Here is a 20,608-nt window from a genome sequence, read left to right as displayed (position 1 = left end):
CGAACATTGACCCAGGAACCTCGCTTTGGCAGGAGGATTCACGATGCCCACGTCCACTGCGGCGGTACTGGCCAGCCGGTGCCGTCCGCAGGCTACTGCACTGGGGTGAGCAAGCGATGGCCCCAGGATCCAGGGAGGTTCAGTCATGAGAAGAGCGTGCGCGGTGGCCGCCGCTACCACGGTGGCCGTACTGACGGTCGGCGCGTGCGGTGCGGCCGGAGCCGATGGACAAGCCCAGGGACATCAGCGGACTCTCGAGGCCACTATGCACGAGATCGGCACTCGCGGTGCACAGGACTCTCGGGCTGAATTCGTCGAGATCGCCAACCGCGGATCCCGTACGCTGCCCCTCGGGGGCTCTCGGTTGCTGGTGGCACTTCATTCCCACGCCGTGGAACTCGCCCACATCCCGGACGGCGTCCTGTTGCGACCGGGCGCGGTCTACCTGCTCGCGAGTACGCGGTTCGCGGGAGGTCCCGCGCCCGACCAGATCTTCAGTATCGTGGACGACATTCCGGAAGTGTTCACCATGACACTCGTGACTCCCCAGGGAAACGCCGTGGATACCGTTACGACAGCGCGAGCCGTGCTTCCGAGCGGGTCGCCCGCACCTCGCCCTCATGACGGGCTTTGCCTCAAGCGGGTCCATTTCACCGGCGACAATGCGAGAGACTGGGTCGTGGCGAGATGCACTCCCGGCGTCTACTGAATCTACGCTGACCATTGCGGAACAGAATTACGCAGGCGCCGGCCATCAACAGCTCGACCGGACGCCCGACGCGGTCTTGAACACACCAATGGGCGTTTCTGAGAAGGTTTCGTGTATCGAGGAATTTCATCGAAAGCGCTGCCGGTCCTCGGCGCCGCGGCCCTTGCTGTGGCCTGCTCCCCTGGAGATGCCCACGGCCGCCGCACCGTGCGAGGTCGGCAAATATTTCGAGCTCGGTCTCTTCGAGAGGCCGTTCACCGATCGCCGCTACACCGGCACGATCGGCAGCGAACAGCATCGCGAACTCGCCCGCCAAGCCGTTCGGGAATCCCAGGTGCTTCTGAAGAATGACGGCACGCTGCCGCTGGCCAAGGGCGGCGGCAAGATCTTCGTGGCCGGCGAGAACGCGGACGACATCGGCAATCAGAGCGGCGGGTGGACCATCACCTGGCAGGGCAGCAGCGGCGACATCACTCCGGGAACCACTATCCTGCAAGGAATCCGACAGAAGGTCGCGCCCTCGACGACGGTCACCTACAACAAGGACGGTACCGGAATCGACGGTAGCTACCGCGCAGCGGTAGTGGTGATCGGCGAAACCCCCTATGCCGAGTTCATGGGTGACCGGCCGGACGGCATGAGACTGGATGCCGAGGACCTGGCGGCCTCGCAACGGCTCAAAGCATCCGGGGTTCCGGTCGTGGTCGTGCTCGTGTCCGGCCGGCCATGGGACATCGCCACCGAACTGCCCGGCTGGAACTCTCTGCTCGCATCATGGCTACCCGGCACCGAAGGCGGCGGGGTCGCCGATGTCCTGTTCGGCGCTACAACCCGACTGGCACGCTGCCGATGACCTGGATGCTCAGCGCCGGCCAGCAGCCGATCAACGTCGGTGACGGAAAGCCCGCCCTTTTTCCCTACGGCTATGGCCTGGAGTACCGGAACTGAAAGTCGTGCACGATGCTCATCGCTCAGCACCTGAAGGGGGCTTGGGTCGCGGAGCCTGGCGAATGTTCGTGGGGTCGCCCGCGGTTTCGATTCCGGACAGGTCCTCGTCGAGCAGGGCAACCAAGGGGTGTTTCAAGCGAGGATCATGGTCTTTTCCCGGCGAGCGATCGTCTGGAGCAGAATGGACCGGGAGATCCTCCTGGTCCCGCATTCACACCAGGCTGGGACCAGGTCACCGCCGTTCCCCTCAAGCATGTCGATGTACTCCTTGCCCCGGCGATGGGCGCCGTGCGGAACATCGGCGAAATCGCGTGAGCCGTGTGCGTGCGGCCCGGTCAGGACGACGAGGACCGGGCCGTGCGCGGTGTCGTAAACCGTGGCGACGTGGTGGTTGGCCGAGCAGCGCACCCGCAACAGCAGGCGACTGTCGCGGTGCGCGCCGAGTTCGGCGATATTCTGTTCCGCCTGCTTACGCCGATCAGCGGGGGAAACGTATGCGTTGCTCACCGATCCTCCCGGTCACTCCGCGCGGTGGAGATTCTGAGCCTTCTCCAGCACTTGCGCCTCATCACTGTACTTACGCACAAGGGCCTCGAAGAACAGTAGGATCACCCGCCAGAAATGACCGGCGCCGGCGATGGCGCTCCCGGTGAACACGATACCGAGCCAGTGGCTGCGCACGGTCAATGCCCAGGCCGCGAACAGGTCGAAGTCCACGATCCAGGCCGCCGCGATCCCGATCACCAGGTTGGTGATCGCCCAGAACTCCTTGGCCAAGGCCAGCCACCGGGCGGCGACCGCCGATACCGCCACGAGCCCGAGACCGAGCATGGCGAGCATTCCGAACGCGTGCATCACACGTCTCCCATCTTCCGGGTCACGTCGGACGTTCAGTCTCCATGGACGCGTTGCGCTCTCGATAGGGGCGGAAGTCTTTCCGGTAAGGACCATCGTGCCCTTCTCGTCCGGCTGCGGAACGTGGTGAGCGCGGTGCCGGTGGAAGCACCTGTTTGACATGTGCATGTCACATGCTCACGGGATTTCCCGCCAAAAGTCCATAGTGGACATCGGCGCGCCGGATCGAATGCCGGAGCACTACCTCCGGACCCTGTTCGACGAAGTGGCCGGAACCGACATCAGCCGGCCTTCACGGGGATGGTGTGCGTCTCCCCGACGCCGACCATCGGCAGCCTGATCTCCAGGATCCCGGCGTGGTAGCGGGCCTCGATCCCTGCGAGATCGGCCTCCGCCGGCAGTTCGACGGTGCGGGCCAGCTCGCCATGACGAAACTCGCTGGCTCCTTCGGCCTTTTCCTCCTTGGGACGGTCGGCGGCGATGCTGATCTCCCGGCCGGTCACCGAGACCTTGATGTCCTGTTGAGGATCCAGTCCGGGCAGCTCGGCGCGAAGCACGTACCGGTCGTCGGCGACGAAGTCCTCCAGCGGAATGGAAAGGCGGTCGCCGCTACGCGGTTTGAGCCAATGAAAAACTTCAGGCAAGCGCGAAGCCTTGGGCAGCAAGGATGCCATTACCGGTCCCTTCCTCTCGCGAATTCAGGCCTACCAATCTGGCGTATCCGCGATCTCGTGGCCAGGGTCCGCGTCCTCTCCGCATCGGGACGAAAGTCCCCGTTTCGCCGGGTGAACGAAATAGGTGCCGTTCGGCCCTGGTAGCCGCCTCTAAACCCTCGTAAAACGGCAGCATGCGCTCTGCCACTGTTGAGATCCGCGTTACGACGGACGGGCATGTGCTGCCAGGCACGGCGGACTACGCCCGGGAGAAGATCGGCGCTTTGCTGCATCTGGCGCATCGTCCGGTGTTGTCCGCCCGAATACGGGTGACGCGGCACGGTGATCCGGCGGTGCCGCACCCCGCGGTGGCGCAGGCCAACCTCGACGTCAACGGCCGGCTGGTGCGGGCTCAGGCGGAGGGCGAGAACTCGTGGGAGGCGATCGACCGGCTGGAAGCTCGCCTTCGGCATCGGCTGGAACGCATAGCCCAGCACTGGGAGGCCCGGCGCGGCCGGATTCCCTCGGCCTGGCCGCATGAATGGCGGCATCAGTCGGAAGGGGCTCGTCGTCACCGTTGGTATCCGCGCCCACCGGAGGAGCGTGAGATCGTCCGGCACAAGACGTTCACGTTGCACCGCTGCACGATCGACGACGCTGCCCGAGAGATGGGGATGCTCGGCTACGACTTCCACTTGTTCACCGAGGCCGGTACCGGTGACGACGCGGTGCTCTACCGTGCCGGGGCGACCGGATATCGCCTGGCGCTGGTGACGCCGCCAGGGCCGCACGAGCTGGCGGCGTTCCGGCTTCCGTTGACCGTCAGCACTCAGCCGGCACCGATCCTGACCACCGACGAGGCTGTGGCGCGGCTGGAGATTCTGAACTCGCCGTTCCTGTTCTTCCTGGATGGTGAACGTGGTCGCGGATCCGTGCTGTACCACCGCTACGACGGCCACTACGGGCTCATCACCCCCGCGGGCGAGGCATTGTGATCGGAGGGCATCGGACGGTGTCGCACACCGCCGACCTGCGGATCGAGGCGTGGGCGCCGACCCGTGAACAATGCATCGCACACGCGGTGAGCGCCGTGACCGAAAGCCTTCTCGGCCGTGACATGCCGGCACCGTCCGGTTCGGTGGACTGCGAGGTCACCGGCGCCGACGACACGGACCTGCTCGCGGCCACGCTGAACGAAGTCATCTACCACCTGGAAACCGCGGGCCAGGTCCCGGTCGAGACCAGGGTACGGGCGATCGCCACCGGTCTGCGCTTGCACTTCTCCACGGTCAGGAAGGACAGACTCGTCGCGGTCGGCGCGGTGCCCAAAGCCGTGTCGTTACAGGACTTGCGGTGTGAAGATCATGGTCACCAGTGGTGGTGCTCCGCGACCATCGACGTGTAGGGGGCGAGGCTTCGGCTGCTGTATTTCCCGTCCGTCGACCCGGCCAGTGGCACCCTCACAATCCTGCACATGGTGCCCTTGGAAACAAAGAACCTGCGGCTGCGTCACGTCACACGTGACGACACGGAATGGCTGCGGTCCACCCTCGACCGCACCAGCAGGCGTTTCGGAACCCGGGTCGGTGAGGCCGACGGCACCGGGTACCTGACCGTCCGCCCAGGGTGAGCGGGCCTGCCGCGCAGGCTGCCGGAACGGAAGGCCCAATGGCCTCCCTTGAAGCGACAGTGGGCTCTGCCGCTGACCTCTCCGTGAGCGCCAGCCTTGGTCGTGGCCTTCCCGCGACAGGTCCGTGCACAGGGAAACCGGAGGTTCGCCGATGATGTTCGCCGATCGCACAGATGCGGGACGGCGCCTGGCTCGGCGCCTGGAGGCATTCAGTGGTGAAGACATCGTGGTACTCGGGTTACCGCGCGGGGGTGTACCGGTCGCGTTCGAAGTGGCGCGGGCGCTTTCCGCCCCACTCGACGTGATCATGGTGCGCAAGCTCGGCGTGCCCTACCAGCCAGAGCTCGCGGTGGGTGCCATCGGCGAAGACAACGTGCGGGTGGTGGACGACGAGGTCGCGCGCTGTGCGCGTGTGACCAAGGAAGAACTCGCCGCGGTCGAGCGTGCCGAGCAGGCCGAGCTGCGGCGCCGGGTCGCGAGGTTCCGCGCCGGACGAGAACGAATCCCGTTGGCCGGGCGTACCGCACTGATCATCGATGATGGGGTGGCGACCGGCTCCACGGCCCGCGCCGCGTGCCAAGTCGCGCGTGCACAAGGCGCGGCAAGGGTCGTGTTGGCCGTGCCGGTGGGCGCCGCGGCCGCGATCCTTTCACTGCGCCGAGTCGCCGACGATGTGATCTGCCTCGAGACGCCCACCTGGTTCGTCGCCGTGGGCCGCTGGTACCGCGAATTCCGGCAAACCTCCGACGAGGAAGTCGCCGATTTCCTCAGTCGCGCCGGCCTACCGGCCCGGCAACTCGCCGCCGACGCGATGGGCCCGGCGGATCCGCCCGTGCGCGACGAGGACGTCGAAGTGCGTACGGGACAGGTCACGCTGGCCGGGCACCTCACCATTCCCGAAAACCCCATCGGCGTCGTCGTGTTCGCCCATGGCAGCGGCAGCAGCCGGCACAGTCCGCGCAACCGCCATGTGGCCGCGACCCTCAATGACGCGGGCTTGGGCACCTTGCTGTTCGACCTGCTGACCCCGCTCGAAGAACTCGACCGCGCCCGCGTCTTCGACATCGAACTGCTCGCGCATCGCCTGATCGAGGTCACGCACTGGCTGAGGGCCCAGCCGGACACCGCACACCTGCCGGTGGGCTACTTCGGGGCCAGCACCGGAGCCGGCGCGGCCCTGTGGGCCGCGGCCGACTCCGGAAACACCGTCCGAGCCGTCGTCTCGCGCGGCGGCAGACCCGACCTCGCCGCACAGCGGCTGAGTTCCGTCCACGTACCGACATTGCTCATCGTGGGCGGGCACGACAAAGCCGTGCTCGGCCTCAACCAGGTCGCGCAGGCGGCCATGCCATGTGACTGCGAGATCGTGATCGTGCCCGGCGCCACCCACTTGTTCGAAGAACCCGGCACACTCGACTGGGCCGCCACACTGGCCCGGGACTGGTTCATCCACCACCTCGGATCCACACCGGACAGCGCGGCCGCGTCGAACACGACCTAAACGCGATCCCGCATCCCGGCCACGCCCGCGGTCGTGGCGCATCGGGCACAGCAGTAGACCGCATTACCTCCTTCGACACCGTGCCCGACCACCCGGCATCCGCAGTGACCACACGTGGGCGCCAACCGGTGTATCGCGCATTCGAAGCTGTCGAAGACGTGGGACTCATCGTCCACCACGATTTCGAACGCTTTGTCGTAGTCGTTACCGCACACCTCGCACAGCGCCACGATTCTCGCCTCCGTTCCCGGATCGGTATTCAGCGAGCCGCGCAAATGGCCTCGACGAAGCGGCCAACCGTGGCCTCGGGGAGATGACGGGCCAGGTCGGCCTCGCTGATCATCCCGACCAGCCGGTGCTCTTCGAGGACCGGCACCCGCCGGACTCGATATCGTTCCATCACGTCGAGCACGTCCTCCACTTCGGCGTCGGCACGCACGAGATGAGGCACCCCTTCGGCCAGTTCACCGGCGGTCATGACGCCGGGGTCACCGCCCGTGGCGACACATTTGATCACGATGTCGCGGTCGGTGACGATGCCGTGAAGCCGATCGTCATCACCACAGACCGGCAGCGCGCCGACATCGAGTTCCCGCATCCGCCGTGCGGCGGATGCCAAGGTGTCATGCTCTCCGATACACGTTACGCCCGCATGCATGATGTCCTGTGCGGTCGTCATCATGACCTCCTGTCGGATCGTGTTCTTCCCGGAACTCGTAGCGTGCTCCCGTCCTGTCACCAATCAGAAGAGACCAAGGTCCCTGTCGAACGGGTCAGCGATGAATCAGTCGGCGTCGCCCAGGAAGGTGATCTCCTGGATCGTGCTCTGGTAGCCCCGCGGGCCGGGAGTGAGACGGACGAGCCAGACCAGCACGACCGCACTCGCCGCACCGGGCGGCACGGAAATCCTGGTCGTGCCCGGCGTCAAGGTCGCGGTCACCAGCGGCACCGTCTCGACGAAGGTGGGACGGGCCGAGGCCGCCGTCCGGATCTCGACCACCGACCCGGCGCTGGGCGAGGTGACGTCCACTTCGCGCACCCGAAGCGTACGGCCGAACGCGGCCAAAAGCCCGGCTCCCCGTGCGAACTCGGGGAACTGCCGCCGGTACTGGTCGGTGGACCACGCGGTCATCGGATCACCGTCGGTGGCCAGCGCGGCCGCACGCGGGTGATCGGGGCTCCCGGTCACGTTGTACACGGTCACGCTGTCGGGACGGACCGGAACGGGAACGGCAGGCGTCGTCGAAGACGGGGTCGGCGACGGAGGTGCGGGATGAGGCAACACCGCCGTCGGCGCCGACGAAGACGCTGGCCTCGGGGCCTCGGCCGGTGCGCGGCCGGACTGCCCGCTCACCTGCGTCACCCCGCCGGCGATGAGCAACACCACCGTGATCGCCAGGATCGCGGTGGTCACCGAGCGCGCGTCCCGGTCGCGAGGGCGCATGGACCGGGACGGCGGCTCCACCACCGGCTCCGAAGCGGGGCGGGGCACCGGCGGTTCGGCGACGACAGCACCGGTGTCGAAGCGCGTCATCGCCTCCGCCAGCGGGGTGACCGTGTGGATCTCCCCCAGCATGGGGCACCCGAGGCTGAGCTGCACCACAAGCTGCAGCTGCTCCGGCACGACGTCGGGCAGGCTCTGGGGCGCATCGGGGGCAGGCCACTCCCCGACGATCAGCGCATACAGCAGGGCGCCGAGGCCATAGATGTCCTCGCGCCGCGTTCCATTCGGCGCCGGGCCTGGGAACGCCAGGATGAGGGCGTCGTCCTGGCCGAGCCGGATCCGTTGTGGACAGTCGATCCCGGCGAGGAGGCCGCGATGGTGGACGTGGTCGACAGCGGCGGCGAGGGGCCGTAGCATCCGGCAGGCACGTTCGGGCGGTACCGAAGTCTGTCGCACGGCGTCGAGCACCGGTGCCACGGCCGCTTCGGGGGCCGTGGCGGTCAGCCGCGCGTGCTCGAGCACGCGGGCACTGCCTCCGAAGAGGTGCCGCCCGCGGGTATCGGCGGTCAGCACGGTCATCGCGACATCCCGCGCGTCCCGTTCGTCGCGGCCCCGCCAGAACTCCACAGCCCCGTCCCGGGTGGCGCCACGCCGGTTCAGCAAACGGTAGCGGCCGCCGACGAGGGAAGTACCTGTGACCAGCATTTCCCCAGTGCACCCAGGCACAACTGCCGTCCGCTAGGGCACAAAGTCTTCGGTGGCAACGCTTGTGCGCGGGAAACGACTTTGGCCCTTTCCGTTCTTCAGCGTGCACGTTCTTCAGCGTGCACGCGGATGCTGGTCATCACGGTGCGATACAGGCTGCACGACAACCGTCCGCAGACGCTTCAGGAAACGGCTGACCGGCTCGGGCTTTCGCGCGACCGCGTCCGCCGGCTGGTGACCGGGTGAGCGCAGCAACAGCGTCAGCGGAAGGATGCTACCGGGACATCTCCGGCGGTGCCCCACTGCCTGGTCGTCACCGCACCGGTTGCGCTGTCCATGACATACCAGACCCCGTTGCCTGGCCGCCAGACCACGAAATCATTACGACCGTCCCCGGTGAAATCGGCACTCACCGGGACATCGCCTGCCGTGCCCCACTGCTGATTCCTCACGGCTCCGGTGGCGGAATCGACGACGTACCAAACGCCATTGCTCGGCCGCCAGATGGTGTAGTCAGCACGGGCGTCCCCGGTCATGTCACCACCGACCGGGACATCTCCGGCGGTGCCCCACTGCCTGGTAGTCACCGCACCGGTTGCGCTGTCGTTGACGTACCAGACCCCGTTGCTCGGCCGCCAGACCACGAAGTCTTTACGACCATCCCCGGTGAAATCGGCACTCACCGGGACATCGCCTGCCGTGCCCCACTGCTGGGTCGTCACCCCTCCACTGATCCGGTTATTGACGTACCAGAATCCATTGCTCGGCCGCCAAACCACGAAGTCGAAGGCGCTGTCGCCGGTGTAGTCACCGCCAACCGGGACGTCCCCCGCGGTACCCCACTGCCTGATGACGACCGCTCCGGTGATCCGATCATTGACGTGCCAAACGCCATTGCTTGGCCGCCAAACCACGAAGTCGCTTCGGCCGTCCCCCGTGTAGTCGCCCCCGACCGGGATGTCTCCGGAGATACCCCACTGCCTCGTGGTGACCGATCCTGTCGCAGAGTTGCTCACATACCAAACCCCGTTGCCAGGCCTCCATACGACGTAGTCGTTCTGCACAGCGCGTGTTCCGACCTCAACAATAGAAGGCGAATCAGCATGGGCCGAATGAGACGAAAAGCTCAAACCTGATAGCGTCGAGGCAAGCGTTGCAATGACTATCGACAGACTCTTCCTGAAACGCACAGATTCTCCTTATCGCAGCAAAGGCGATCAACTGCACTCCACCGATGGCGTCGACCTGTCGAAATGTAGCGCAGTCAGATTCATTCACTAGCTGGGCCAGTGCAATAGACGACACCAGGAAGCATGGTGTGACACCCAAACCATAGGCACCTGGATACTAATCGGGACCCACAGACGACACTGCGGCGAATAGTCGACACACAGAGACCATCGCCACCACCTCATTGCACGAAAATCGACTTCCAATACCAGACTGTTCCCACTTTCACGGTCGCACAAGCGGCCAGCAAAGGGGCCACTACTACATCGGCTTCCGTCGACAAGATCCGGCTCGAGCCTGGGCGGCCTCAATGGTGGGCTCGGCCCATCGCGGTGTCGATGCGCTGTCGCTCGGCATCGCGGAGCTTCCGGTAGTACCCGGCTTTGGTCCGTTCGCCGACTTTGTCGGCCGCTTCGGCGGCGCTTTGCAACACCAGCAGGGGAAGGCCGGGCACGTCGCGAGCCTGACGGTCCGCCTCGGCGAACACAGCCTCGGCGAACTCGCCCTCCGCGGAGCCGGCCAGCAGGAACAGTTCTTCCACGTACATCCGGCCCAGCCCCACCTCCGACCATCCGGACACGCCTTCCAGGGCTCGGCGGCACTCGCGCAGCGCTTCCCAGGCGGCGGGGTGGTCGCCGGCCTGGCGTTCCAGCCCGGCAAGGGTCTGCCAGGCCGACGCCGAATCCCGGTCGTCGCCGGCGAACGCCAGGCTCTCGCGCTGCGCTCGAGCCGCCTCGGCGAACGCCCCCAAGCCGGCCAGGTAGTAACGGAGCCGTCCCAGTGTTTCCTTGTTCCGATCGCGACCGGCCGCCCACCGGTCGAGCTCCCGGCGGGTCAGTTCACGGTCGCCGGTCAGGTGGGCGCGCTCGACCCAGGTGACCGGGTCCTCCGCGGCTGGATCCGCGGGGAAGTGAGAGCGCTTGCGCTGCGACCACTTCGCCAGGCCCTCCTCGGATACGCAGGGTCTGCCCGCCTCGTCGAGCAGCCGCTCGAGCACGGCGTCACGGTCGGCATGGCCGCTGCCGCGGACAAAGGCGGTGGTGGCCCCTACTCCAGCGGCGAACAGGTGTTCAAGGTCGTAACCACACCAGGTGTCGAAATTCGCCACCTTGATTTCCCAATGCAGCCACACGTCCTCCACCTGCCGGTATTCGGCGAGCAGGAAACCGGCGAGCTCGGTCTCCTCGCTCAGTCCCTGGAACGGCGCCTCGTGACGGCACGACGCCTCCTGCCCGGCCAACCACCGCACCAGCGGGAGGTCTTCGGGACGGCGGTCGTATTGCAGCGCCCACAACACCTTTGCCCGCCGCACCGCGTTCCCGTCGCGGGCTTCGCCATCGGCATCCGTCGCACGCTCATGACGCAACTCCCGCCACGCACCGGACGATCCCCGCATCCGCTCCAGCTCACGCCGCGCGCTCTCCATCACCCGCCCAGGGTCCCATTGGCACCAGCCATGTGAGCCGTCAACGTGTCCGGGGTGGAGTGCGGCGCGGGGTCGTCGGGCGCTTCGCGGTCGTCGTCTTACGCTGAGTCGTGGTGCGATGGGTCGTCGTCGTGCGGGTCGTGTCCGTCGTCGTACTCCGGGTCGTGGTGGTCGCCGGCGGCCGCGTCGTCGTCTCCACGACGCCTGTCGTCGGGATCGTCGCCGTGGTCGAAGGCACCACCTGACCCCGGCCCGCCCCGCCCCCGGCACACGCGCCGAGCAGCGCGACCGCGCCTATGACCAGGCCACACCACCACACCCGCATGGCCGGACCCTAACAGTCCGGCCCCCGCGGATCCGGCGAACGGCGAAGCCGGTCAGGTCATCCGACGCGACTAGGTCGCGGTTCGCAGGCGATACAGCTCGGCCAGGGTGGCGCCCTCCGCGCCGATCTCCGCGCCTGTGCCCAGCCAGGTGGCCGCCTCCTCTTGGGGCAGCCGAGGGATCTCGATCTCGGCGAGGCAACGGCCCGGCCGGACCACCGCTGGGTGCAACCGCGCGACGTTCTCGTTGGTGGTCAGGCAGACGAGGATGTCCAGGCCTTGACCGAGCAGGCCATCCGTCAGATTGAGCAGCCGGGACAGGGCCTGTCCGGAGTCGCGTTTCGCGTCGGCGCCGACCAGTTCGTCGCAGTCCTCGAGGATGAGCAGCCGCCATTTCCGCTTGTCCGCTCGCTCCTCACCGAGCACCACCGACGTCAGGTAGCCCGGATCGGCGAACAGGACCTCGGGATCGAGGACGTTGTCGACCTGGCACCAGTCCCGCCATTCGTGCGCGAGTGCGCGCACGGCGGTCGTCTTGCCGGTGCCCGCGGGGCCATGGAGGAGCACCAGCCTGCCGGTGATGTCCTGCGGCCGCACCGTCATGAGCGTGTCGAGCGCGGTCACCGCCGACCGCGGGTAGTTGCCGCGGATCTCCTGCCACGGCGGCAAGTCCATGGTCCTGGGCGCACGCACCCCGGCGCCACCACACCCTTGCACGTGCCAGAAACCGACGGGTACGGCCGACTCCCCCGGCGTCCCCGTCCGTGCCGTTCGGACCGCGGCCGCGAGCACCTCGTCCGCCAGGGCGCCGGAGGTGGCGGACACGCATACGGTCGCGGCACCGGCGCGTCGCCGCAACGCGACGAGTGTCCATTCCGGTCCGAAGGCGAGGTGCGAATGCCGCCCGTCGAGCTCATACGTCAGGTCCGCGCCGACCCCCGGCGGCAGCAATGTCGCGTCCGGCGAGACCTCGGTGATGTCGGCGGCCCTCGAGTGCGGCTGCGACCCGGTGATGAAAGGCTCCATCGCCAGCGAATTCAGCACGCCTTCCATCGGCGCGTTGCCGCCGAAGAACATCGCTCGATCGAGAGTTTCGGTGGTCGCGGGCCGGGATGACCCGGTTGTCCATGCTGTCACCACGCCACGATCCATCCGGCGAAGCCGGCGCACATCAGGGACCGTCCCCTATTCACCCCTGACAGGGATCATGATCGGGCGTGTCGAAAGGCGCCGGGCCGTCCACGACCCCACCCTGGGCACCCCGATGATCGAAGGGATGCTTTCCTGGTCGCGAAACCGACACGAACGCGGCTCAGACGAGAGAGAACCGAATGACCAGAGACAACAGCCCCGAGCTGGTCGCCGTACTCGACCGCCTCGGCGAGGCGAGGAGCGAAGGAGCCGCGCGGTGAACGACGCAGATCCGGACGACGGCTTCGTCGAGGTGATCGCGCGCGAGGTGGAGGCCGACCCGGGCAATCTGGCGCTGCGCGAAGACTTCGTGACGCTTCTGCTGGAGCGGGAGCCGGCCCGCGCCGCCACCGAACTGGCGGCGTTCGAGGCCCACGGCGGTGATCCGGCGCGGGTCCGGCTGCTGCGCGCCCGGCTGATGGCGGCGCGGTTGCGCACCTCGAACCCGGTTCCGGCCCCGGCCGACGAAGACCGTCAGGAAAGCGGCGCCGCCGTGCCGGCGTCGCTGTGGGACGCCGAGCGCCCGGCGGTGACGCTGGCCGACGTCGCGGGTCTCGCCGAGGTCAAGCAGCACCTGGACACCGCGTTCCTCGCTCCGCTGCGCAATCCCGAGCTGGCGGCGGCGTTCGGGCAGACGCCCGGCGGGTCGCTGCTGATGTACGGCCCGCCCGGGTGCGGCAAGACCTTCATCGCCAGGGCGATCGCCGGCGATCTCGGCGCCTCCTTCCTCCACGTGACCCTCGCGGACCTGCTCAGCAAGTGGATCGGGGAGAGCGAGAAGGCGATCCAGAGCGTGTTCCGCCACGCCCGCGCGGCGACGCCGTGCGTGATCTTCTTCGACGAGTTCGACGCGCTCGGTGGACGGCGTACCTCCGGTGGCGGCGGATCGCACGCGATGCGGATGCTCGTCACTCAGCTGCTCGAAGAGCTAGACGGCATGGCGGGCAAGAACGACGGGGTCTACTTCCTTGCCGCGACGAACCGGCCGTGGGACATCGACTCCGCCCTGCGCCGTCCGGGCCGGATCGACAAGACGGTGCTGGTGCTGCCACCGGACGCGGTCGCCAGGGCGGCGATCGTCCAGGGCGCGCTGGCGGGCAAACCCGCCGACGATGTCGACGTCGTGGCCGTCGCGGCGGCGACCGAAGGGTTCTCCGGTGCCGACCTCAGCCACCTGACGACCACCGTGCTGCAAAAGGCGATGGTCGAGTCGATGAGCAGGGGTGAGCTGGTGCCCGTCACCACCGACGCGCTGCTGGCCGCGGTCGGCGGCATCACCCCGTCGACGACGTCCTGGTTCGACCAGGTCGCGCCGGTACTGGAGTACGGCGTCGACGACGGGACCTTCGACCAACTGCGGGCATACCGGGTGAAGCGAGGCATGCGATGAGCGACGACGTGGAGCGCGACCTCGACCTGGCCTGGGAACTCATCGGAGCCCAGCCGACGCATCCCCAGATCGCCGAGCTGGCGCTGCGGGTGCTCGCGGCCCAGCCGGAGCGGAGCAGCGCGTTGATGCTGCTCGGCGATCACCGCCAGGTGTGCGGCGAAGTCGACGAGGCGCGGCGGCTGTTCCTCCGGGTGGCCGGCCGGCGCGACACTTGGTTCACGATGGCGGCTCGTGCGCTTCGGCATCTGGAATCGGCGGAGCACAACCATGACGAGGCGCTGCGATGGGCGCGCACCGTGCTGGGCGAGAGCCACGAGGACTGGGACGACTGGATGAAGCTGGGCTCCGCCCAGGCACTCTCCGGGGCGCACGAGGAAGGGTGGCGGCAACTCGACGAGGCGGTGGCACTGTGCGCGCGGACGGCGCCGGATGACCTCCCCAAGGCGCTGGCGAAACGCGCGGAGTACCTGCTGGAGAGCTTCGCACCCCCCGAACGGTTCGCTCCCGCGGCCGAGGAGGCCATCCGGGCCAACGCGGCGGACTCCTGGGTCGCCATGCTGCTCGGCTACGCCTACCTGGCGCAGTACCGGTTCGATGACGCCGAACAACTCGGTCTTCGGCTGCTGCGTGAGGATCCGACCGACGACCTGCTGCAGAGCCTGGTGGGTGCCGCTCGGGCGATGCTGCGGATCCTCGAGAAAGCGAGCGGCGACGACATCACCCTGTCGGACCTCCAGGGCACTGGCGCGCTCGAGATGGCTTGGCAGCAGATCCGCGACCAGCGGCTCGGCACCGACCTGCCTTCCGCGCTGGCGGCGCTGGACGCCGTGCTGCCCGCCGACCTGCGTGCCACCCTTCGGCCGGGCGCCACGGCCGCCGATCTGGCGGACAAGAAGGTCGGCTCGATGGTCGCGAAGCTGCTTGTGGCCTGGCACGACGGCCAGCAGCCCGGCTCGGGTGCCGCCTGGGGGCAGGCAGAGCCGTTCCGCCTGATGTCCGCGGCCGAGATCGTCGCCATGGACGCCGAGATCGAGGCCGACCGGGCGGCGCACCCCGACTGGCCCGAGAACGAACTCTGGGAACAGGTGATGACCGACGACGCCGGGGCGTACCTGGTCGTCGTCGCGTTCGGGGCGCTGGTCCGGCGCCGGCCAGGACAGCCCGACGAGCCCGTCGCCGACTCGATGGCCGACTGGATCTGGGACCGCGTGGCAGGCTTCGGCGGCCGGGACCCGCGGCCGGCACCCAGGAAGACCGAGAAGCCCGCGGCCGATCCGCCCCCTGCCCCCGGGACGCCGCTGACCGGCGTCATCGTGACGATATGCGCGGCGCTGGGTGCGCCCGAGGACTCCGCGGCGTACGCGGACCTGCGCGGGCTCTTCCCGGACTCGGCCGTCCGGCGGTTTTTGGTGGGCCGCAAGGAACCGAGTGTCGACGGCGTCGACATCACGGTGCTCGACGGGCTGGTGAAGAGGGTCAGTGTCGATGTCGCGCGCTGCCCGAACGCGGACCGCGTGATCTCCGGGCTCGACCTCGGCGGGCATCGTGGGTCGGTCGACGCCTTCGTGCTGGCGCACGGGGCCGTTGCGCACGACAGCTGGCAGAACCGCGCCACCGGCGAGACCTGGGTCAACTACGACTTCGCCGGGCATCAGCTCGGCTTGGTGTGGGGGGACGGGAGACTCGCCCAGATCTTGGTGTCCACCACCGATATCTGAGCGGCGGTGAGCGAAAACCACGCACGCACGACGGCGACGGCCGGGACCGAAGTGCGGGGTCACCCCGAGTGGCTTTCGCAACGTCAGCGGAGGCAGGACGAGTGCCCGGCCCAGGTGGCGGTGAGCCCCACGGGCCGGGCATGTGTCGCGAACGGCCATCGCAACCGATACGTTTGCCGCCGAGGTCAGCCCCTGGCGACCTCGCTGGCGGTGGTGAACTCGTATCCCTGCGCCCGCAGGCCGAGGACGACCGTGCTCAGGTGCTCCAGCGGCAGGAACGGGTGGAAGAAGAAGCTCGCCACGTTGTCACGGACCACTTTGGACTTCGCGCCGTCGGCGAGCAGATCCGCGGGCAGCCGGGCCGGGTGCTGGTTGAACGGCTCCGGCGCGATATGGTCAAGATTCTCCGGGATCACCACCGCGCCATAGACATCCCTTACCGGGTAGGGAAAGTACTGACCGTATTTGGTCTGATAGGACACGGTCGCGGTGGAGCCGCAGGCGCCGCGGGGGCAGTATCCCGCGAAATGCGAACTGACCTCTTTGTAGTCCACCGCGGAACCGCCGTAATGCGGGAACTCGAACACTTCCGGCTCCGGCAGCCCGACCCGGCGGAACTCGCCGAGCCCGGTGGCGATCCGCCCGCGGAACCATTCCGCGGAATCACCGGGGACCGGGCCGGTCTCCACGACGTGGTTGTTCTTGTCCACGATCGCCGTGTAGAACTCGTAGTCCGCGGAGCTCGCCCCGCCGTAACGGTTCGCCATCTCCTCGAATTGGTGACTGTAGCCGTGCATGATCATCGTCGCGCCGCGCCGGATGGCGTGGTGCAGCGCGTCGACCAAGGCCGGGCTGTCGACGAGCCGGGCGAAGGTCGGCCTGCCGCCGTTGGCGACGCCGTGCGGGTCCGCGTAGTACGGATAGACCGCCAGCGAGAACGGGATCCCTTGCCCGCCGAGCAGATCGGCGATCCGGCGGATCTGGCCGGGATCGGTACGCGGCCCGATGTCTTCGATCCGCACGAGCGCGCGGTGCCGTTCCGCGGTCTTCGGGGCGAGCGTGCCGAGCAGGATGTCGGCGGCGGCGAGGTACCGGTCCCCCTCGTTGACGTAGGAGAACGGCGCCTCCGCGAGGTAGGTGAAGGTCCCGGAGCGCACCGCCCACGGCGTGTGCTCCCCGACGGCGACCCCGTCCGCGAGCACTTCGTTGACCGCCGGGTTTTCCCGCCGTATCAACGGAATTGAGCCGACCTCGGGATTGCGTTCGAGCGGCACGTTCTTGTAGCGGACCTCGGTCGGCGAGGTCGGGGTGCGGCCGACCGGCGTCCATCCCCACCGCGCGGTGATACCGGGGTCTTGTTCCGCCAGGCGGTGGATGTTCTCGCCCATCCAGACGACGGGCACCTTCGCGGCCGCCACGTCCGCGAGAAACGCGGCCGGGAGTGCGGCCTCGCTGATCGCGCCGACGTAGACCAGCGCCTGGTATCCGCCGATCTCACCGGCCCGGTAATCGGCCGCGGCCCGCATCGTCCAGCTGCCCGCCCGCGAGACCAGGTTCGCGGTCTGCATCGCGTGCGCCTCGGCCATTCCGGCCTCGTCCGCGCCGGCGGGCGGATTCGGCGCGTCCCGCTCACCCGCGTCGTAGACCACCAGCGTCCGGTGGTCGCCTCCTGGCGGATCATGGACGAGTTCACGCCCGGTCTCGGCGGCGACCGGCACATCGACGTCTACCTCGGCGAGGAGACCGGGCCGGACTTCACTTCCGACCCGATGTACTCGTCGCTGCACAACGCCACACTGGAACTCGGCAGGCCTTGACCGTCAGGAAAGGTGCCCGGCCTCGGCCAGCGCGCGTTCCCGTACCTCCCGCACGACGCGGGAGTTCGTGAAGGCGGACGACACGGCGCTCAGCCAGGCGCTTTCCTCCCGCACGCCGGGATGCGCGCCCTCCGGCCCGGCCGGAGGGTGCGGCCAGCTGCGCCCCGCCGCACGCATCACCAGCGCCGCCGCGAGTTCGGCGGCGGCGCGCGTGGGCTCGTCGACCGGGGTGCGCAGCCAGTCCCCGAGCTGCGGCGGAACGTGTGCCCGCAACGCGAGTAGACCGTCACGGATCTCGATCACCCTGCGGTACAACGTGAATTCGAGGTCGTGGCGCACGGGCAGCGCGATCTGCGGATGCGCGGCGACGAGTGCCTTCCACAGCGGTGTCACCGCCCGGATCCCTCGCCACGCGCGCGCCAGCCGGAGCGCGCCGTCCCAGGTGGTGAACAGTCCGCCGAGGACCCACAGCACCATCGCGCCGAGGCCGACCAGGCGGGCGCGTGGCAGGAAATCGAGGTCCGCGAGGTCGGTGATCTCCAGCCACAGCGAGGGAAGCCCGGAGAACAGCACCCACGCGATGGTCGTGACGGCGGCGCAGACCAGGATCCGCAGGCCGGTCCGGAACGTCCCTTGTGGACGGCCCGCGGCACTGCGGGCCAGCGTGCGCGTGAACAGCACCAGGCAGGTGACCCCGTACGCCGTGAGGACCACTTGGTACGCGACGACGCTCCAGCGCCACTGGAACGCGGGCGTGCCCACTTCGAGCCGATGCGGAACGATGTCCAGGTAGCACAGGACCATCAACGCCCAGCACAGCACGATGGGCCAGAACGGCGTCGGCTTTTCCGGTGACCGGGTACTGCGGACCACCTGGACCAGCGCGCGCATCGCGAGCAGTTGCAGCGCGTTGGTGACCAGCCGCGGGAGCAGGTCGTCGCCGAGGAGCCGGACCGTGGCGTCGGCGGAGACGGCGAGGCCTGCCGCCATGCTGAGGAAGAACGTGGCCAGATGCCTCGGCCCGGCACGCACCGTCATCAGCCGGGTGACGCCGATCAACGCCAGCATCGTGGCGGACAGATAGCTGATCACGAACCGAGGGCGTGGCGCAGCCGATCGGATTCCGGCCCGGCGTTCACGGCTCGGCGCATGAGCAACGACGCGAAGAGTTCGGCTTCCTTCTCCTGCTCCTGCGCGTACGTCGTGCGGCCGAGGACCCGGCGGACCAGATCCGCCGAAAGCGAGGGCGCGACCATCGCGGCGATCGCCTCCGGCCGCACCTCGCCTTCGACGTGCCCGCACAGCAGATGGCCGAGTTCATGCAGCAGGATGTGCCGCTGGTGCAACGGAGACGTGTCCCGCGTGTAGAACACGTAGTCCGCCCGGTCGGTGGCCGCGAGCACCCCGCACGGCGCCCCAGGCCGCGCCTCGAGCGCCACCAGTTCGATGGGGCGCCCGCGCATCGCCGCGACCTCGCCGAACAACGTGGTGACGTCGAACGGTTCCGGTAGCCGCACGGCGGACGCGATCCGCTCACATCTGCGCCAGAGCGCGCTCTTCCTGCCGAACATGGCTACTCCCCCTGGTCACGCTTGGACTCGCGCCGCCTGATCGCCTCGACGATGTCGGTCACGGTGCCGAGCCCCTCCTCGGACAGCGTCACCGCGCGCAACGCCAGGTTGCGCACCGCGGTGTTGCGCAACGCTCCCAGTAACTCGACCTCTTCGGCAAGAGCCCTTCCCTGTTCGTCGTCGAAGAAGTACGCGGGCGGCACCTGGAAGAACGCCGCGAGCGCTTCGAGATGCCGTTTGGTCGGGTTGTCCCGGCGGCCCGTCCGCAGTTGCCAGAGGTAGGCGGCGGAAAACGACTCGCCGGTGCTCTCCCGGCAGGCCCGCGCCACTTCCTCGTGGCTGTACTGCTCGCCGTTGGGCCGCCGGACCACCTGGAAGAGGCGGTCGATCCGGTCGGTGAGCGTGGTCGCCCGTGGTTCGGCCATCTTCACCTCCTTAAGCTGAGATGAATCTCAGCGAGATTGTCGTTCATGTGAGTTGACAGCCGATCCGGCGGCCCCTTACGGTCATCACGTTAGCTGAGATGAATAACTGAAGGGAGTCGGTCGATTCTGGCTGACACCCTGGAGGGGGAGCTCCCATGAAGAAGTTGTTGACCGCGGCGGCACTGGCGGTGGCCGCCATGACCGTGTCGGCGACCCCGGCTCTCGCCGTGGAGACCGGAGATTTCTACGCCAGCGGCATCGGCCCGGGTCCGTCGGACGCCATCACCTCGGCGGAAAAGGTCGCCCGCACCTTCGCCCGCAATACGGGCTGGCTGGACTCGCAGTGCTACGTCCGAGCCTCCGACGTCCGGTCGCAGACGCACTACTACAGCGCCACCGTCTGGCTCTACTGCCAGCGCTGACACCAGGAGGGGAAACGATGAACAGAACGATCGCCCGCGCGACAGGGGCCGCCGTGGTCCTCGCGGGACTCATGACGCTCGCACCGGGGGTGGCGAGCGCCCAAGAGACCCGGGCGTTCCTCGGGACCACCGTGGAGAAGACGGCGGCGTCGGCGAAGCGGACGGCGTTGCAGCAGGCCTACGACCAGGCCTCCGCCTACGGGTACACGCCCGATCAGTGCGTGACCATCCACCTGTACTCGGTGAAGATCAGCTTCGTGATGTACCGGGGTGAAGCCGGGATCCACTGCACGAAGTAGGCGATGCCGCGAAAGCCACTTTCGGGACACCTGACGTCGCGAAAGTGGCTTTCGCGACGCACCGGGCGATCGCGCAATGCCACGTAGCTTAAGTTGATCTTGGATGGGAGTCTTGATCGTAAGCGATGAGGATTGCCGCAGGTCACGCGCACGGTTGCCCTGGCCGACAGGAGCCGACCGCACCCCTGAGTGTCCATAAAGGACACTTTTCGCTGACTCAATGACTGGTTTAGGCCCGAATGGGGGGTCGTGGGGGGGGGTTTTGGGTGGGAACCCAAAAACCACCCCCCACCCCCCCCCCCCCCCACCCAACCCAAGGGTCCCCTTCTCTCCCTCCGCACAAAGACAAGG

Annotated in this window: 24 protein-coding genes and 1 pseudogene; 12 read left to right on the top strand and 13 right to left on the bottom strand. The window is 68.0% G+C overall.

The features are described 5' to 3' along the window. Positions 1-929: 929 nt before the first annotated feature. A pseudogene (locus tag AC0685_RS33055) lies at positions 930-1,657 on the top strand (glycoside hydrolase family 3 protein); the annotation flags it as partial. Positions 1,658-1,789: 132 nt separating this feature from the next. Here the strand turns inward: AC0685_RS33055 and AC0685_RS33050 are convergent. From AC0685_RS33050 to AC0685_RS33040, 3 genes are all read right to left on the bottom strand, one after another. Then, a complete protein-coding gene (locus tag AC0685_RS33050; RefSeq protein ID WP_478229092.1) occupies positions 1,790-2,164 on the bottom strand; it encodes a hypothetical protein in 375 nt (124 codons plus the stop codon). 12 nt (positions 2,165-2,176) lie between these two features. Next, positions 2,177-2,512 carry a hypothetical protein gene (locus AC0685_RS33045; protein WP_478229091.1) on the bottom strand — a complete coding sequence of 112 codons (336 nt, stop codon included), beginning with the start codon at positions 2,510-2,512 and terminating at the stop codon, positions 2,177-2,179. 281 nt (positions 2,513-2,793) lie between these two features. Then, complete coding sequence (locus tag AC0685_RS33040; protein ID WP_478229090.1) at positions 2,794-3,186, bottom strand: Hsp20/alpha crystallin family protein; 393 nt, start codon at positions 3,184-3,186, stop codon at positions 2,794-2,796. 218 nt (positions 3,187-3,404) lie between these two features. Here AC0685_RS33040 and AC0685_RS33035 point away from each other — a divergent pair, with 218 nt between their 5' ends. The 4 genes from AC0685_RS33035 (at position 3,405) to AC0685_RS33020 (ending at position 6,296) form a co-directional block, all read left to right on the top strand. Next, the gene (locus AC0685_RS33035) at positions 3,405-4,160 is read left to right on the top strand and encodes a ribosome hibernation promotion factor (RefSeq protein WP_478229089.1); all 756 of its coding nucleotides are present in this window, start codon (positions 3,405-3,407) and stop codon (positions 4,158-4,160) included. Further along, a complete protein-coding gene (locus AC0685_RS33030) occupies positions 4,157-4,570 on the top strand; it encodes an archease (protein WP_478229088.1) in 414 nt (137 codons plus the stop codon). Before AC0685_RS33035 ends, AC0685_RS33030 begins: the two co-directional genes overlap by 4 nt. Positions 4,571-4,639: 69 nt before the next feature. Further along, positions 4,640-4,795: a hypothetical protein gene (locus AC0685_RS33025; RefSeq protein ID WP_478229087.1), complete on the top strand. Its 156-nt coding sequence runs from the start codon at positions 4,640-4,642 to the stop codon at positions 4,793-4,795. A 151-nt stretch (positions 4,796-4,946) separates the two neighbouring features. Then, positions 4,947-6,296 (top strand): phosphoribosyltransferase family protein, encoded by a 1,350-nt coding sequence (locus AC0685_RS33020; RefSeq protein ID WP_478229086.1) that lies wholly within the window; start codon positions 4,947-4,949, stop codon positions 6,294-6,296. Here the strand turns inward: AC0685_RS33020 and AC0685_RS33015 are convergent. From AC0685_RS33015 to AC0685_RS33005, 3 genes are all read right to left on the bottom strand, one after another. Further along, a complete protein-coding gene (locus AC0685_RS33015; protein ID WP_478229161.1) occupies positions 6,293-6,526 on the bottom strand; it encodes a hypothetical protein in 234 nt (77 codons plus the stop codon). The two genes, AC0685_RS33020 and AC0685_RS33015, sit on opposite strands and share 4 nt — an antisense overlap. 29 nt (positions 6,527-6,555) lie before the next feature. After that, positions 6,556-6,978 carry a CBS domain-containing protein gene (locus AC0685_RS33010; RefSeq protein WP_478229085.1) on the bottom strand — a complete coding sequence of 141 codons (423 nt, stop codon included), beginning with the start codon at positions 6,976-6,978 and terminating at the stop codon, positions 6,556-6,558. Positions 6,979-7,080: 102 nt separating this feature from the next. Continuing rightward, positions 7,081-8,445, bottom strand: coding sequence for a hypothetical protein (locus AC0685_RS33005; protein WP_478229084.1), 1,365 nt, complete (start codon positions 8,443-8,445; stop codon positions 7,081-7,083). Positions 8,446-8,574: 129 nt separating this feature from the next. Here AC0685_RS33005 and AC0685_RS33000 point away from each other — a divergent pair, with 129 nt between their 5' ends. After that, complete coding sequence (locus AC0685_RS33000) at positions 8,575-8,691, top strand: sigma factor-like helix-turn-helix DNA-binding protein (RefSeq protein ID WP_478229083.1); 117 nt, start codon at positions 8,575-8,577, stop codon at positions 8,689-8,691. A gap of 14 nt (positions 8,692-8,705) precedes the next feature. On the opposite strand, the gene AC0685_RS32995 is transcribed toward AC0685_RS33000, so the two are convergent. Beyond that, positions 8,706-9,635 (bottom strand): VCBS repeat-containing protein, encoded by a 930-nt coding sequence (locus AC0685_RS32995; protein ID WP_478229082.1) that lies wholly within the window; start codon positions 9,633-9,635, stop codon positions 8,706-8,708. A 347-nt stretch (positions 9,636-9,982) separates the two neighbouring features. Beyond that, complete coding sequence (locus AC0685_RS32990; RefSeq protein WP_478229081.1) at positions 9,983-11,104, bottom strand: hypothetical protein; 1,122 nt, start codon at positions 11,102-11,104, stop codon at positions 9,983-9,985. 110 nt (positions 11,105-11,214) lie between these two features. Here AC0685_RS32990 and AC0685_RS32985 point away from each other — a divergent pair, with 110 nt between their 5' ends. Continuing rightward, the gene (locus AC0685_RS32985) at positions 11,215-11,346 is read left to right on the top strand and encodes a hypothetical protein (RefSeq protein WP_478229080.1); all 132 of its coding nucleotides are present in this window, start codon (positions 11,215-11,217) and stop codon (positions 11,344-11,346) included. A 150-nt stretch (positions 11,347-11,496) separates the two neighbouring features. Here AC0685_RS32985 and AC0685_RS32980 read toward each other — a convergent pair whose 3' ends face one another. Beyond that, positions 11,497-12,561, bottom strand: a complete 1,065-nt coding sequence (locus tag AC0685_RS32980) for a DUF5925 domain-containing protein (RefSeq protein ID WP_478229079.1) — start codon at positions 12,559-12,561, stop codon at positions 11,497-11,499. A gap of 271 nt (positions 12,562-12,832) precedes the next feature. Here AC0685_RS32980 and AC0685_RS32975 point away from each other — a divergent pair, with 271 nt between their 5' ends. Next, positions 12,833-14,005, top strand: a complete 1,173-nt coding sequence (locus AC0685_RS32975) for an ATP-binding protein (protein WP_478229078.1) — start codon at positions 12,833-12,835, stop codon at positions 14,003-14,005. Beyond that, positions 14,002-15,723 carry a tetratricopeptide repeat protein gene (locus AC0685_RS32970; RefSeq protein ID WP_478229077.1) on the top strand — a complete coding sequence of 574 codons (1,722 nt, stop codon included), beginning with the start codon at positions 14,002-14,004 and terminating at the stop codon, positions 15,721-15,723. The genes AC0685_RS32975 and AC0685_RS32970 overlap by 4 nt, the downstream gene beginning before the upstream one ends. 185 nt (positions 15,724-15,908) lie before the next feature. Here the strand turns inward: AC0685_RS32970 and AC0685_RS32965 are convergent, their stop codons facing one another. Next, the gene (locus AC0685_RS32965; RefSeq protein WP_478229076.1) at positions 15,909-17,372 is read right to left on the bottom strand and encodes a DUF2334 domain-containing protein; all 1,464 of its coding nucleotides are present in this window, start codon (positions 17,370-17,372) and stop codon (positions 15,909-15,911) included. A gap of 9 nt (positions 17,373-17,381) precedes the next feature. Here AC0685_RS32965 and AC0685_RS32960 point away from each other — a divergent pair, with 9 nt between their 5' ends. Next, positions 17,382-17,540 carry a hypothetical protein gene (locus AC0685_RS32960; RefSeq protein WP_478229075.1) on the top strand — a complete coding sequence of 53 codons (159 nt, stop codon included), beginning with the start codon at positions 17,382-17,384 and terminating at the stop codon, positions 17,538-17,540. Between the two features lie 3 nt (positions 17,541-17,543). Here the strand turns inward: AC0685_RS32960 and AC0685_RS32955 are convergent, their stop codons facing one another. The 3 genes from AC0685_RS32955 to AC0685_RS32945 are packed head-to-tail and all read right to left on the bottom strand — an operon-like array spanning position 17,544 to position 19,536. Continuing rightward, positions 17,544-18,632, bottom strand: a complete 1,089-nt coding sequence (locus AC0685_RS32955; RefSeq protein WP_478229074.1) for an MAB_1171c family putative transporter — start codon at positions 18,630-18,632, stop codon at positions 17,544-17,546. After that, positions 18,629-19,111 carry an ImmA/IrrE family metallo-endopeptidase gene (locus tag AC0685_RS32950; RefSeq protein WP_478229073.1) on the bottom strand — a complete coding sequence of 161 codons (483 nt, stop codon included), beginning with the start codon at positions 19,109-19,111 and terminating at the stop codon, positions 18,629-18,631. The genes AC0685_RS32955 and AC0685_RS32950 overlap by 4 nt, the downstream gene beginning before the upstream one ends. A 2-nt stretch (positions 19,112-19,113) precedes the next feature. Next, positions 19,114-19,536 (bottom strand): XRE family transcriptional regulator, encoded by a 423-nt coding sequence (locus tag AC0685_RS32945; protein ID WP_478229072.1) that lies wholly within the window; start codon positions 19,534-19,536, stop codon positions 19,114-19,116. Positions 19,537-19,691: 155 nt separating this feature from the next. Between AC0685_RS32945 and AC0685_RS32940 the strand changes: the two genes are divergently transcribed. Both AC0685_RS32940 and AC0685_RS32935 read left to right on the top strand, forming a co-directional pair. Next, entirely contained in the window at positions 19,692-19,958 is a 267-nt protein-coding gene (locus AC0685_RS32940; RefSeq protein ID WP_478229071.1) for a hypothetical protein, read from the top strand. A 17-nt stretch (positions 19,959-19,975) separates the two neighbouring features. Further along, positions 19,976-20,257 (top strand): hypothetical protein, encoded by a 282-nt coding sequence (locus AC0685_RS32935; RefSeq protein WP_478229070.1) that lies wholly within the window; start codon positions 19,976-19,978, stop codon positions 20,255-20,257. The last annotated feature ends 351 nt before the right edge of the window (positions 20,258-20,608 follow it).

It is taken from the genome of Amycolatopsis sp. NPDC043889, from assembly GCF_056435645.1.
Note: the sequence above shows the minus strand (reverse complement) of the source record. Positions and strands in the feature narration are given on the sequence as shown.

What these genes read in the sequence shown, in the direction of transcription:
- AC0685_RS33045 (WP_478229091.1), bottom strand. Translation starts at nt 2,512, where the DNA reads ATGCACGCGTTCGGAATGCTCGCCATGCTCGGTCTCGGGCTCGTGGCG.
- AC0685_RS33040 (WP_478229090.1), bottom strand. Translation starts at nt 3,186, where the DNA reads ATGGCATCCTTGCTGCCCAAGGCTTCGCGCTTGCCTGAAGTTTTTCAT.
- AC0685_RS33025 (WP_478229087.1), top strand. Translation starts at nt 4,640, where the DNA reads ATGGTGCCCTTGGAAACAAAGAACCTGCGGCTGCGTCACGTCACACGT.
- AC0685_RS33020 (WP_478229086.1), top strand. Translation starts at nt 4,947, where the DNA reads ATGATGTTCGCCGATCGCACAGATGCGGGACGGCGCCTGGCTCGGCGC.
- AC0685_RS33010 (WP_478229085.1), bottom strand. Translation starts at nt 6,978, where the DNA reads ATGATGACGACCGCACAGGACATCATGCATGCGGGCGTAACGTGTATC.
- AC0685_RS33005 (WP_478229084.1), bottom strand. Translation starts at nt 8,445, where the DNA reads ATGCTGGTCACAGGTACTTCCCTCGTCGGCGGCCGCTACCGTTTGCTG.
- AC0685_RS33000 (WP_478229083.1), top strand. Translation starts at nt 8,575, where the DNA reads ATGCTGGTCATCACGGTGCGATACAGGCTGCACGACAACCGTCCGCAG.
- AC0685_RS32970 (WP_478229077.1), top strand. Translation starts at nt 14,002, where the DNA reads ATGAGCGACGACGTGGAGCGCGACCTCGACCTGGCCTGGGAACTCATC.
- AC0685_RS32950 (WP_478229073.1), bottom strand. Translation starts at nt 19,111, where the DNA reads ATGTTCGGCAGGAAGAGCGCGCTCTGGCGCAGATGTGAGCGGATCGCG.
- AC0685_RS32945 (WP_478229072.1), bottom strand. Translation starts at nt 19,536, where the DNA reads ATGGCCGAACCACGGGCGACCACGCTCACCGACCGGATCGACCGCCTC.
- AC0685_RS32940 (WP_478229071.1), top strand. Translation starts at nt 19,692, where the DNA reads ATGAAGAAGTTGTTGACCGCGGCGGCACTGGCGGTGGCCGCCATGACC.
- AC0685_RS32935 (WP_478229070.1), top strand. Translation starts at nt 19,976, where the DNA reads ATGAACAGAACGATCGCCCGCGCGACAGGGGCCGCCGTGGTCCTCGCG.